Source organism: Neisseria flavescens (assembly GCF_005221285.1).
GTDB classification, from domain to species: domain Bacteria; phylum Pseudomonadota; class Gammaproteobacteria; order Burkholderiales; family Neisseriaceae; genus Neisseria; species Neisseria flavescens.
The window spans coordinates 1,891,459-1,904,884 of record NZ_CP039886.1 but is presented as its reverse complement, the minus strand read 5'-3'; the positions used below and the strand labels follow the sequence as shown (position 1 = coordinate 1,904,884).

Below are 13,426 nucleotides of genomic sequence, written 5' to 3'. Positions count from 1 at the left end.
CGCTCCTTAAACTTCTTCGTTCAATACCAAAGACAAAATCGCCATCCGTGCATACACGCCATTGGTTGCCTGTTCAAAATAATAGGCATGAGGTGTTTTATCTACATCCGGATGAATTTCATCTACCCTCGGTAAAGGATGCAAGACGCGCAAATTGGGTTTAGCATTCGCCAACATTTGCGCATCAAGATTGAATTTACCCTGAATTTTGGCAAATTCCTGCTCATCAAAACGTTCGCGCTGAACGCGGGTCATGTACAAAATATCCGCCCATTCGACCGCTTCTTCCAAGCTGGACAAGACTTGATAAGGACAACCGGCCTCCTCCAGCTCTTCAGTAATATAGTCCGGCATCGCCAAGCTGGGAGGAGATACAAATGCAAACTCACACCCCCAACGCTTCAGTGCCTGACACAATGAGTGTACCGTACGGCCATATTTCAAATCACCGGCCATCGCAATCTTCAAATTGCTCAAGCTACCTTGTGTTTCATAAATCGTTACCAAATCCAAAAGTGTCTGGCTCGGATGTTGATTGGTACCATCGCCGGCATTAATCACAGGTACACTCGAAAACTCGGCCGCCACACGGGCCGCACCGTCTTTCGGGTGTCGCTGAATAATCGCATCCGTATAACTGGAAATAATCCTCGCAGTATCTGCAAGCGTTTCACCCTTTTTCGCACTAGTATTCGCACCATCGGAAAAACCGATAACTTTCCCACCCAAACGCTGTACCGCGGTTTCAAAAGACAAACGCGTACGGGTGGACGGTTCAAAAAAGCATGAACCAATCAATTTGCCTTCAAGCAAATCTTCACGAGGCTCCTTTTTCAGCTTCAAGGCCGTCTGAAGCAGCAACTCAAGTTGCTCTGTCGTCAAATCTGAAATTGAAATAATATGTTGCCGATAAAGCGGATTAGGCATGACCATTCCTTCCCATAAAAAAGCCCGCAACAGGCGGGCGCTTCAAGCAAACCGATTCCATCGTTGCCCGACATCATCCCAGTCGGACAATCACAACCATGTTTCTACCACACCCATGAAATCTTCCGCATTATCGCATATTTAACAAACGGCTGCTTCTTTCAAGTTTTCAGACGGCCTGAGATCTTTGCAAAATAACCATCTGTACTCAACAGCTGAGACCCAAGCACAGGGATTCGGCTGTTTTCAGTTATTACGTATTACCCAATGTAAAGCCCCGCTTTGCCCAAGCTCTCATTGCCGGCCCCATACAAAGCCGCCCGTCAACCCGAACCGGCAAGCGGTTCGGCCTCGGGGCGGCATACGGCAGTTAACCGTCAGACTTATTTTTTCACGGCAGGCTGTGCGGCCTTAGGCGCAGCAGAAGAAACCGTCGCCTCCGCCTTCAACTTGTTCAGCACCGCATCACCGATGCCCTTCACGTTTTTCAGCTCCTCCACCGATTTGAACGCACCGTTCTTCTGACGGTATTCCACAATCGATTTCGCCTTAGCCGGACCGATACCCGGCAAGGCCTCCAGTTCGACAGAAGACGCAGTATTGATGTTCACGGCAGCCAAAGAGAACGCCGCACAAACGGCGGCAAACGCACCAAATAAAAATTTCTTCATCAGATTTTTTCCCATAACATATTTGATTGAATCAGTCATGCTGTTTACAGAATGGTTTTATTCCACTCTGTAAACACTGTCACATACGCAGATAGGGCAACAGCTCATACCCACATAAATGCTTACAACATATTAACGCAAATATCGTTTGATTTCAAATATTCTAAACGGTTAACCGTAACTTCGGTACTTTTGTTTAAGAATAACAACAAGGTAATCATAATCTCCCTATCACCAAACCGACAGAAACGACAGGCATGTAAAAAGCCCCCGACATCAGTCGGGGGCTTCGGAATGGGTGTTTGGCGGTGACCTACTTTCACATGGAAGAACCACACTATCATCGGCGCTGAGTCGTTTCACGGTCCTGTTCGGGATGGGAAGGCGTGGGACCAACTCGCTATGGCCGCCAAACTTAAACTGTTACAAATCGGTAAAGCCTTAATCAATATATTCGGTGATGACTGAATCAGTCAGTAAGCTTTTATCTCTTGAAGTTCTTCAAATGATAGAGTCAAGCCTCACGAGCAATTAGTATGGGTTAGCTTCACGCGTTACCGCGCTTCCACACCCCACCTATCAACGTCCTGGTCTCGAACGACTCTTTAGCGTGGTTAAACCACAAGGGAAGTCTCATCTTCAGGCGAGTTTCGCGCTTAGATGCTTTCAGCGCTTATCTCTTCCGAACTTAGCTACCCGGCTATGCAACTGGCGTTACAACCGGTACACCAGAGGTTCGTCCACTCCGGTCCTCTCGTACTAGGAGCAGCCCCCGTCAAACTTCCAACGCCCACTGCAGATAGGGACCAAACTGTCTCACGACGTTTTAAACCCAGCTCACGTACCACTTTAAATGGCGAACAGCCATACCCTTGGGACCGACTACAGCCCCAGGATGTGATGAGCCGACATCGAGGTGCCAAACTCCGCCGTCGATATGAACTCTTGGGCGGAATCAGCCTGTTATCCCCGGAGTACCTTTTATCCGTTGAGCGATGGCCCTTCCATACAGAACCACCGGATCACTATGTCCTGCTTTCGCACCTGCTCGACTTGTCGGTCTCGCAGTTAAGCTACCTTTTGCCATTGCACTATCAGTCCGATTTCCGACCGGACCTAGGTAACCTTCGAACTCCTCCGTTACTCTTTGGGAGGAGACCGCCCCAGTCAAACTGCCTACCATGCACGGTCCCCGACCCGGATTACGGGTCTGGGTTAGAACCTCAAAGACACCAGGGTGGTATTTCAAGGACGGCTCCACAGAGACTGGCGTCTCTGCTTCTAAGCCTCCCACCTATCCTACACAAGTGACTTCAAAGTCCAATGCAAAGCTACAGTAAAGGTTCACGGGGTCTTTCCGTCTAGCAGCGGGTAGATTGCATCTTCACAACCACTTCAACTTCGCTGAGTCTCAGGAGGAGACAGTGTGGCCATCGTTACGCCATTCGTGCGGGTCGGAACTTACCCGACAAGGAATTTCGCTACCTTAGGACCGTTATAGTTACGGCCGCCGTTTACTGGGGCTTCGATCCGATGCTTGCACATCTTCAATTAACCTTCCAGCACCGGGCAGGCGTCACACCCTATACGTCCACTTTCGTGTTAGCAGAGTGCTGTGTTTTTAATAAACAGTCGCAGCCACCTATTCTCTGCGACCCTCCAGGGCTTACGGAGCAAGTCCTTAACCTTAGAGGGCATACCTTCTCCCGAAGTTACGGTATCAATTTGCCGAGTTCCTTCTCCTGAGTTCTCTCAAGCGCCTTAGAATTCTCATCCTGCCCACCTGTGTCGGTTTGCGGTACGGTTCAATTCAAACTGAAGCTTAGTGGCTTTTCCTGGAAGCGTGGTATCGGTTACTTCATGTCCGTAGACACTCGTCATCACTTCTCGGTGTTAAGAAGACCCGGATTTGCCTAAGTCTTCCACCTACCGGCTTAAACAAGCTATTCCAACAGCTTGCTAACCTAACCTTCTCCGTCCCCACATCGCATTTGAATCAAGTACAGGAATATTAACCTGTTTCCCATCGACTACGCATTTCTGCCTCGCCTTAGGGGCCGACTCACCCTACGCCGATGAACGTTGCGTAGGAAACCTTGGGCTTTCGGCGAGCGGGCTTTTCACCCGCTTTATCGCTACTCATGTCAACATTCGCACTTCTGATACCTCCAGCACACTTTACAATGCACCTTCATCGGCCTACAGAACGCTCCCCTACCATGCCAGTAAACTGGCATCCGCAGCTTCGGTTATAGATTTGAGCCCCGTTACATCTTCCGCGCAGGACGACTCGACCAGTGAGCTATTACGCTTTCTTTAAATGATGGCTGCTTCTAAGCCAACATCCTGGCTGTCTGGGCCTTCCCACTTCGTTTACCACTTAATCTATCATTTGGGACCTTAGCTGGCGGTCTGGGTTGTTTCCCTCTTGACAACGGACGTTAGCACCCGCTGTCTGTCTCCCGAGGAACCACTTGATGGTATTCTTAGTTTGCCATGGGTTGGTAAGTTGCAATAACCCCCTAGCCATAACAGTGCTTTACCCCCATCAGTGTCTTGCTCGAGGCACTACCTAAATAGTTTTCGGGGAGAACCAGCTATCTCCGAGTTTGTTTAGCCTTTCACCCCTATCCACAGCTCATCCCCGCATTTTGCAACATGCGTGGGTTCGGTCCTCCAGTACCTGTTACGGCACCTTCAACCTGGCCATGGATAGATCACTCGGTTTCGGGTCTACACCCAGCAACTGTTCGCCCTATTAAGACTCGGTTTCCCTACGCCTCCCCTATTCGGTTAAGCTCGCTACTGAATGTAAGTCGTTGACCCATTATACAAAAGGTACGCAGTCACACCACAAGGGTGCTCCCACTGTTTGTATGCATCAGGTTTCAGGTTCTATTTCACTCCCCTCCCGGGGTTCTTTTCGCCTTTCCCTCACGGTACTGGTTCACTATCGGTCGATGATGAGTATTTAGCCTTGGAGGATGGTCCCCCCATATTCAGACAGGATTTCACGTGTCCCGCCCTACTTTTCGTACGCTTAGTACCACTATTGAGATTTCGAATACGGGACTATCACCCACTATGGTCAAGCTTCCCAGCTTGTTCTTCTATCTCGACAGTTATCACGTACAGGCTCCTCCGCGTTCGCTCGCCACTACTTGCGGAATCTCGGTTGATTTCTTTTCCTCCGGGTACTTAGATGGTTCAGTTCTCCGGGTTCGCTTCGCTTATCCTATGTATTCAGATAAGGATACCTCCTAAGAGGTGGGTTTCCCCATTCGGACATCGTGGGATCATAGCTTTATTGCCGGCTCCTCCACGCTTTTCGCAGGCTTACACGTCCTTCGTCGCCTATCATCGCCAAGGCATCCACCTGATGCACTTATTCACTTGACTCTATCATTTCAAGAACCTCTTTGACTTCGTTTACCTACCCGTTGACTAGGGAAGCAAACTTGAAATTCCTACTTTGATAAAGCTTACTGCTTTGTTATGTCTTAATCCTGCCTTTTGTGTTTCAGGATTAAGTCGATACAATCATCACCCAAATACTGTGTTTGTTTTCTTTTCTCTTACGAGAGATTTTTTATCCTTTGCAAGGAACAAAAAATCAAAACAAACTCATTGTCTTTGTTTGTTGATTTCGGCTTTCCAATTTGTTAAAGATCGATGCGTCGATATTTCACTTCGCAAATCAAAATAAGCTGCTAAGTATAGCAGGCTTCCTTTGATTTGTAAAGTTCTTGGTGGAGGCAAACGGGATCGAACCGATGACCCCCTGCTTGCAAAGCAGGTGCTCTACCAACTGAGCTATGCCCCCGTTCTTGGTGGGTCTGGGAGGACTTGAACCTCCGACCCCACGCTTATCAAGCGTGTGCTCTAACCAGCTGAGCTACAAACCCGGATTCTCTTCTTAAGCGAATCTTGTCTTCACTCAAGCTTTTCTCTTCCGCATCTTTTACAGTTTACCGATAAGTGTGAATGCATCAGACCTCTTCTTTCTCTAGAAAGGAGGTGATCCAGCCGCAGGTTCCCCTACGGCTACCTTGTTACGACTTCACCCCAGTCATGAAGCATACCGTGGTAAGCGGACTCCTTGCGGTTACCCTACCTACTTCTGGTATCCCCCACTCCCATGGTGTGACGGGCGGTGTGTACAAGACCCGGGAACGTATTCACCGCAGTATGCTGACCTGCGATTACTAGCGATTCCGACTTCATGCACTCGAGTTGCAGAGTGCAATCCGGACTACGATCGGTTTTGTGAGATTGGCTCCACCTCGCGGCTTGGCTACCCTCTGTACCGACCATTGTATGACGTGTGAAGCCCTGGTCATAAGGGCCATGAGGACTTGACGTCATCCCCACCTTCCTCCGGCTTGTCACCGGCAGTCTCATTAGAGTGCCCAACTAAATGATGGCAACTAATGACAAGGGTTGCGCTCGTTGCGGGACTTAACCCAACATCTCACGACACGAGCTGACGACAGCCATGCAGCACCTGTGTTACGGCTCCCGAAGGCACTCCTCCGTCTCTGGAGGATTCCGTACATGTCAAGACCAGGTAAGGTTCTTCGCGTTGCATCGAATTAATCCACATCATCCACCGCTTGTGCGGGTCCCCGTCAATTCCTTTGAGTTTTAATCTTGCGACCGTACTCCCCAGGCGGTCAATTTCACGCGTTAGCTACGCTACTAAGCAATCAAGTTGCCCAACAGCTAATTGACATCGTTTAGGGCGTGGACTACCAGGGTATCTAATCCTGTTTGCTACCCACGCTTTCGAGCATGAACGTCAGTGTTATCCCAGGAGGCTGCCTTCGCCATCGGTATTCCTCCACATCTCTACGCATTTCACTGCTACACGTGGAATTCTACCTCCCTCTGACACACTCTAGTTACCCAGTTCAGAACGCAGTTCCCGGGTTGAGCCCGGGGATTTCACATCCTGCTTAAGTAACCGTCTGCGCTCGCTTTACGCCCAGTAATTCCGATTAACGCTCGCACCCTACGTATTACCGCGGCTGCTGGCACGTAGTTAGCCGGTGCTTATTCTTCAGGTACCGTCATCAGCTGTCGATATTAGCAACAGCCTTTTCTTCCCTGACAAAAGTCCTTTACAACCCGAAGGCCTTCTTCAGACACGCGGCATGGCTGGATCAGGCTTGCGCCCATTGTCCAAAATTCCCCACTGCTGCCTCCCGTAGGAGTCTGGGCCGTGTCTCAGTCCCAGTGTGGCGGATCATCCTCTCAGACCCGCTACTGATCGTCGCCTTGGTAGGCCTTTACCCCACCAACTAACTAATCAGATATCGGCCGCTCGAATAACGCAAGGCCCGAAGGTCCCCTGCTTTCCTCCTCAGAGAATATGCGGTATTAGCTAATCTTTCGATTAGTTATCCCCCATTACTCGGTACGTTCCGATATATTACTCACCCGTTCGCCACTCGCCACCCAAGAAGCAAGCTTCTCTGTGCTGCCGTCCGACTTGCATGTGTAAAGCATGCCGCCAGCGTTCAATCTGAGCCAGGATCAAACTCTTATGTTCAATCTCTAACTTATAACTTCTGGTCTGCTTCAAAGAAACCGACAGGACAATGTCTAAAACATTATCTTGTCTGTCTTTCAAACAGTGTGAGGCCTAATGCACTCACACTTATCGGTAATCTGTTTTTTAAAGAGCGAATCGAATTATACAGTATATTTAGCAAATGTCAACTAAAATTATCGAAAATTCTAACCAACTGTGTTATACTGTCTGCTTCGTTTTCTTCACCGCGTCAGCAGCGAAGAACCGAACTATACGCCTCACAACAAAACCAGTCAACACCTTTCGCAAAATTATTTCTAGAAAATTAATCACCGCCCTGTTTTTACAGGGTTTTTATTTTATAAAAAACTCCAACAACCTTCCTACACTTTCCATACATACAAAAAAACAAAACAAAGGCCGTCTGAAAGAGTATTTCAGACGGCCTTTTGAGGTTTCTATCTTTTATATTTTAGTCGGCGAACTGTTTTTTCATTCGTTCGCGTCGCTCTTGCGCTTCTACGGATAATGTCGCGGTCGGACGTGCCAGCAGGCGTTTGAGACCGATGGGTTCGCCGGTATCGGCACAGAAACCGTAATCGCCTTCGTCAATGCTGCGGAGAGTCGCTTGCACTTTATTGAGAAGTTTACGCTCGCGGTCACGGGTGCGCAGTTCTAAAGCGTACTCTTCTTCTTGAGTAGCTCGGTCGGCAGGATCGGGGGCGGATTCGTGCTCTTGAAGATGGCCGGTAGTGGTGTTTGCATTTTCAATCAGTTCTTCTTGCATTTTAACCAGTAGTTCGCGGAAGAAGGCCAATTGGTCGCTGTTCATGTAGTCCTCTTCGGGACCATCCCAGTTTAAAATATCTTGTTCTGTCAGCTTTGCCATGGTATCTGCTTTCGGTTTGTTGTTAATGATTTGGATGCTACGGGTTTGCTTTTATTGGGTTTTCTTAAATTTCCGTTTTGGAAATTGGGCGAATCATATCATGTTTTACCTATTCATTTGTTCTTTATATTTCGATTTGCACTTTTTTGCACTACCTTACACCTAAATATATTAAAGCGCTTTTTAGGACGTTGTATTTTTGGTCGTTAATACCTGCTGCGCTTTCAGACGGCCTATTGAAGCAACCATAGATTGGTTTGCTGGATAAATTGGGGAAACCATCTGGCTAACCACAACCATAATAAGAGCACCAACAAACTGCTTGAAAAATCGTATCGTCCTACGCGTAAGAAGGAAAACGGTTTGAGCAATGGCTGCAGGATTCGTTCGATGGTATAAGTCAACGGCGAATAGTGGCCTTGTATGCTGGCCACCATTCTAATAATCAGACCGATAAGTAATGTATAGGCCGCGGCTTTCAGCATATGGAGCGCGGCAAACCAGAAGTTTGCCAAAATCAGCTTATTGCTGATGGACAGCGCCGGCGAGATGAAAATAATGGCGGTACAGGCAAGGTAGTACACCAGAAAAACTGAAGGCAGGCAGTACCAATCGGTTTTCGCGCCGGATGGGAATGCTTTTTGCCAAGGTTTGGTCAGCCAGCCTGTTGCCTGTATGCTGAATTTGAGCAGGGGGTGTTCTGCTGCCAATCCTGCGTATCGGAGCAAAAAGCGTGTGATACACAGGATGGCAATAGCGTCTGCCAATAATAAGAGCAAGTCGCCGCGCATGTTCAGACGGCCTTATATTGTTGCGCCATTTCTTGCGAACGTTTGACGCAGGCTTCTACACCCTGTTCGATGGCTTCGGCAACGTGACGTGCTTTGAAGGTTTCGATGGCTTCGTGTGTCGTGCCGCCTTTGGAAGTCACGTTTTGCTGTAATTGTGCGAATGCTTCGCCGGTTTGTTCGGCCAAAGCCACTGCGCCTTTAAATGTGGCGAGGCTCAGTTCGCGTGCGTCTTGTTCGTTGAAACCTTGTGCCAAGGCCGCATTTTGGAGCGCGCCCAAAAGATAGAAAACATAGGCAGGGCCACTGCCGCTGATGCCGGTAATATTGTGGAGTTGCTCTTCCTCGTTCAGCCAAACAGTTGTGCCGACAGAGCGCATGATGCCGTCGGCAGCTGTACGGTCGGCTTCTGAAACGCCTGCATCGGCAAACATACCGGATACGCCCAAACCGATTTTGGCCGGTGTATTGGGCATGATGCGCACGATACGGCGTGTGCCGCCCAGATAATGGCTGAGGGTATCGATGGATAAACCAGCCGCTACGGACAACACCAACGCGCCATTTAAACGGATGTTTTGACAGGCTGCCTGCATGTCTTGCGGTTTGACGGCGAGAATGAGGACATCGTCCGCACTCAATTCGGGCAGGTTTTCAGAAGTGGCTACGCCCAATTCTTGCACCAGTTGCGCACGTCTTTCGACACCGCGTTCGACAATGTGGACACGATAGCCGTCTTGTTTGACCAAACCGCCTGCAATGGCAGTCGCCATATTGCCGCCGCCGAGAAAATAGATGTTCATAAATTTCCTTAATTTTTTAAATGAGATACATTTGCTGAGGTCGTCTGAAATACCGTTTCCATCATACCGACAAAATTTCAGACGACCTTTTTACCAACGGACGCTTTCGGGCAGTGATGTTCGGTATAAACCCTGTTTTTCCAAGCAATCCAATCCTTCTTTTTTAAAAGTTTCCGCTAAAGGGCGTTTATCGCGGGTTTGCCAAGCTAGCCCGCAAGCTTCAAACTTTTTGATTTTCCTACTGAAATAATCATCAGCTGCGGTACGATAAGCATTATCGTCAATAGAATAATTCCCGTCTGCCAAACGTGTTGCGCGGAAATCCTCGATAGAAGGCGGCGGCTCGCCTTTAATTTCCCAAAAATCTATTGCTGCCGGCTTTTGAGGCTTACACCAGCCTGATAAGGACGCACATTGATACCAGCCCATCAACCGACAACCCGTTAAGGTCAAACCAAGCAAAACGACCGAGATAATCTGTTTCATTGGCTGCCTTCTCCTTTTTGTTTTTGTTCCCGTCTGCCGAAAATCGCGCTGCCGATGCGGACATGGGTTGCGCCGCATTCTACCGCGATTGGCATATCTCCGGACATACCCATAGACAAAACATCTGCTTCGACGCCTGCCGCATTCAACTCAGCCAACAGCCGTTGCATGGTATGAAACTGGCTGCGCAACTCATCGTCGCTGCTGTCGGCCTTGGCCACACACATCAATCCGCGCACTTTAATATTCGGCAACTTCGCCACTTCAAGGGCCAGCGCAACCGCCTCATCGGGTGCTACGCCGTGTTTTGCTTCTTCCGCGGCAATGTTCACTTCAATGCACACCTGCAACGGCGGCATTTCAGACGGCCTTTGTTCGCTCAAGCGCCGCGCCGTTTTCAGACGGCCTATCGTATGCACCCAATGTGCGCGTTCGGCCACAAATTTGGTTTTATTGGACTGCACATCGCCGATAACGTGCCAAACAATATCCGGCAAATCGGCCAACGTTTCCGTTTTTTCAAACCATTCCTGAATATAGTTCTCGCCAAAATCGCGCTGACCGGCCGCATACACTTCGCGGATATCGTCTGCCGGAAACGTCTTGCTGACCGCTACCAGCTTCACCGCATTCGCAGGCCGTCCTGCAGCCTCAGCCGCCTGTTTAACCGCCCGGTTTACATCCTGATAGTTTTGTTGCAATACCGACATGGTTTTCTCCTTTAACCCGTTCATCACTCGGTATTTTGAAAATTTTACTTGGTTGAACGAGTTTATCTATTTAAAATAAAGCGATTTTGTTATTCTAACCCAAAACAAGGCCACATTATGCAGATTACCGACTTACTCGCTTTCGGCGTCAAAAACAAAGCTTCCGACCTTCACTTAAGCGCCGGAATGTCCCCCATGATCCGCGTTCATGGCGACATCCGCCGCATCAACCTGCCCGAGATGAGCTCGGAAGAAGTCGGTACCATGATTACCTCGGTCATGAACGACCACCAGCGCAAGATCTATCAACAGGATTTTGAAGTCGATTTCTCATTTGAGCTGCCTAATGTTGCCCGTTTCCGTGTCAACGCCTTTATGACTGAACGTGGCCCGGCCGCTGTATTCCGTACCATTCCAAGCACTGTCCTGACGCTGGAAGAATTGCATGCGCCGCGCATTTTCCAAAAAATTGCCGAAAATCCGCGCGGTTTGGTCTTGGTAACCGGCCCAACCGGTTCGGGTAAATCCACCACGCTGGCGGCGATGGTCAACTACATCAACGAAACCCAACCGGCCCACATTCTGACCATCGAAGACCCGATTGAGTTCGTCCACCAAAGTAAAAAAGCCCTCGTCAACCAGCGCGAGCTGCACCAACACACCCACAGCTTTGCCAACGCCTTGCGTTCCGCATTGCGTGAAGACCCGGACGTAATCCTCGTGGGCGAGATGCGCGACCCCGAAACCATCGGTCTCGCGCTGACTGCCGCCGAAACCGGCCACTTGGTATTCGGCACGCTGCACACCACCGGCGCCGCCAAAACCGTAGACCGTATCGTTGACGTATTCCCTGCCGGCGAAAAAGAAATGGTGCGTTCGATGCTGTCCGAGTCCCTGCGCGCGGTCATTTCGCAAACTCTGCTGAAAACCCACGACGGCAACGGCCGTGTTGCCGCACACGAAATCCTCATCTCCACCCCCGCAGTGCGCAACCTGATCCGCGAAAACAAAATCGCCCAAATCAACTCCGCACTGCAAACCGGTCAATCACACGGCATGCAAACCCTTGACCAAGCGCTTCAGGCTCTGGTCCGCCAAGGCACCATCAGCCCCGACGTAGCCCGCAGCAAAGCGCAAAACAGCGACAGCATGAACATCGTCTGATCAGTACATTCCATTATCGGGAACAGACAAGGTCGTCTGAAAACGCAGTTTATACAACGAGGAAACCCGTTTCCCGTTTTTCAGACGACCTCCGTAAGGCAGGCACAACACCCAATAACAAACAAACCGCCCGCCGGTCTCAATATTCACTTACTGATAAAGAGTACACAAAATGAGCGAAACAACTCCTTTACACGACTTACTCAGCGAAATGGTGCAAGCCTACTCACAAAAAAAACAAGCACCGCACATCCCCACCCCTGCCGAAATCGGCACGCATCTTCACCCCCTGCTCGACCGCATGTGTGAAGAGGCCGAAAAACGCGGCGCATCCGACATCTTCATCAGCGCAGGTTTCCCGCCTGCCGTCAAAGTCAGCGGCACCCTGACCCCCATCCCGCACAAAGCCCTGACCGGCGAAGATACCGCTGCCATCGTCGAATCCACCATGAACCCCGGGCAGCTTGAGACCTTCAACCGCGAATGGGAACTCAACTACTCCGTCCAATCCCGCAGCAACACCCGTTACCGCGTCAATGCCTACCACGAACAAGGCCGCGTCGGCATGGTCTTGCGCCGCATCAACCAAGAACTCCCCGAAATGGAGAGCCTCGGCCTGCCCGCCAAACTCAAAGAGCTCTCCCTTTCCCCGCGCGGCCTGCTGAATCCTCGCCGGCCCAACCGGTTCAGGTAAGTCCACCACCATGGCCTCCATGCTCAACTACCGCAACCAAAAGCTGCCCGGCCATATCGTTACCATCGAAGACCCCATCGAGTTTATCTACAAACCTTGCCGCAGCATCTTCACCCAGCGCGAAATCGGCATCGATACCGACAACTGGAAAACCGCCGTTCAAAGCGCCATGCGTCAAGCACCCGATGTCGTCTGTATCGGCGAAGTCCGCAGCGAAGAAAGCATGGAATACGCCCTCCAACTGGCTCAAACCGGCCATCTGTGCGTGTTTACCATCCATGCCGCCAGCACGGCTTCCCAAACCATCGAGCGCATCATCAACTTCTATCCGGAAGACCGCCGCCAACAGGTTTTGATGGATTTGGCGTTGAACCTCGTCGGCATTATCGGCCAACGCCTCACCATCAAGAAAAACCGCCAACTCACGGCCGTTACCGACCTCCTGCTCAACACTCCGGCCATGCAGGACTTGATTTTAAAAGGCGAATTGCTGGAAATCCGCGACCTGATGGCACGCTCCGGCAGCAACGGCATGCAGACGTTCGACCAAAACCTCTTCAACCTCTACGCACAAGGCCAAATCGAACTCAGCGAAGCCTTGCGCCAAGCGGTATCCGCCAACGATTTGCGCCTGCGCATTCAAATGCACGACGAGGGCAACAATACCGAACGCCTCTACGACCGCATCAGCGACCTCAACCTGATGACCTGATGGTGCAGGCCAAAAAAGGCCGTCTGAACGGATGTGGAAACGAAATCAA

Annotated in this window: 8 protein-coding genes, 2 tRNA genes, 3 rRNA genes and 1 pseudogene; 2 read left to right on the top strand and 12 right to left on the bottom strand. The window is 50.2% G+C overall.

Annotated features, from left to right (window positions below; all coding sequences use genetic code 11):
• Positions 1 to 6 precede the first annotated feature (6 nt).
• The 12 genes from pyrB to FAH67_RS09700 all read right to left on the bottom strand — a co-directional run bounded on the left by pyrB (position 7) and on the right by FAH67_RS09700 (position 10,807).
• Positions 7 to 927: an aspartate carbamoyltransferase gene (pyrB, locus tag FAH67_RS09755; protein ID WP_039863518.1), complete on the bottom strand. Its 921-nt coding sequence runs from the start codon at positions 925 to 927 to the stop codon at positions 7 to 9.
• Between the two features lie 383 nt (positions 928 to 1,310).
• The gene (locus FAH67_RS09750) at positions 1,311 to 1,598 is read right to left on the bottom strand and encodes a ComEA family DNA-binding protein (RefSeq protein WP_039863774.1); all 288 of its coding nucleotides are present in this window, start codon (positions 1,596 to 1,598) and stop codon (positions 1,311 to 1,313) included.
• Between the two features lie 300 nt (positions 1,599 to 1,898).
• Positions 1,899 to 2,012: ribosomal RNA gene (gene rrf / locus FAH67_RS09745) — 5S ribosomal RNA — on the bottom strand.
• A 96-nt stretch (positions 2,013 to 2,108) separates the two neighbouring features.
• Positions 2,109 to 4,997: ribosomal RNA gene (locus FAH67_RS09740) — 23S ribosomal RNA — on the bottom strand.
• Between the two features lie 348 nt (positions 4,998 to 5,345).
• Positions 5,346 to 5,421 (bottom strand) — tRNA-Ala (locus FAH67_RS09735).
• Positions 5,422 to 5,426: 5 nt separating this feature from the next.
• A tRNA-Ile gene (locus FAH67_RS09730) sits at positions 5,427 to 5,503 on the bottom strand.
• Positions 5,504 to 5,608: 105 nt separating this feature from the next.
• Positions 5,609 to 7,149, bottom strand: a 16S ribosomal RNA gene (locus FAH67_RS09725).
• The 16S, 23S and 5S rRNA genes sit together here with 2 tRNA genes alongside, the layout of an rRNA operon.
• Before the next feature lie 454 nt (positions 7,150 to 7,603).
• Positions 7,604 to 8,020: an RNA polymerase-binding protein DksA gene (gene dksA, locus FAH67_RS09720; RefSeq protein WP_004519243.1), complete on the bottom strand. Its 417-nt coding sequence runs from the start codon at positions 8,018 to 8,020 to the stop codon at positions 7,604 to 7,606.
• A 233-nt stretch (positions 8,021 to 8,253) separates the two neighbouring features.
• Positions 8,254 to 8,811: a YggT family protein gene (locus FAH67_RS09715; protein WP_003681243.1), complete on the bottom strand. Its 558-nt coding sequence runs from the start codon at positions 8,809 to 8,811 to the stop codon at positions 8,254 to 8,256.
• Positions 8,812 to 8,813: 2 nt separating this feature from the next.
• Positions 8,814 to 9,611, bottom strand: coding sequence for a pyrroline-5-carboxylate reductase (gene proC / locus FAH67_RS09710; protein ID WP_003681241.1), 798 nt, complete (start codon positions 9,609 to 9,611; stop codon positions 8,814 to 8,816).
• Between the two features lie 90 nt (positions 9,612 to 9,701).
• Positions 9,702 to 10,097: an RNA-binding protein gene (locus FAH67_RS09705; RefSeq protein WP_112890892.1), complete on the bottom strand. Its 396-nt coding sequence runs from the start codon at positions 10,095 to 10,097 to the stop codon at positions 9,702 to 9,704.
• Entirely contained in the window at positions 10,094 to 10,807 is a 714-nt protein-coding gene (locus FAH67_RS09700; protein WP_039864184.1) for a YggS family pyridoxal phosphate-dependent enzyme, read from the bottom strand. The genes FAH67_RS09705 and FAH67_RS09700 overlap by 4 nt, the downstream gene beginning before the upstream one ends.
• A gap of 117 nt (positions 10,808 to 10,924) precedes the next feature.
• On the opposite strand from FAH67_RS09700, the gene FAH67_RS09695 reads away from it, so the two are divergent.
• Entirely contained in the window at positions 10,925 to 11,971 is a 1,047-nt protein-coding gene (locus FAH67_RS09695) for a type IV pilus twitching motility protein PilT (RefSeq protein WP_003681237.1), read from the top strand.
• 172 nt (positions 11,972 to 12,143) lie between these two features.
• Positions 12,144 to 13,377: pseudogene (locus FAH67_RS09690) on the top strand (PilT/PilU family type 4a pilus ATPase).
• The last annotated feature ends 49 nt before the right edge of the window (positions 13,378 to 13,426 follow it).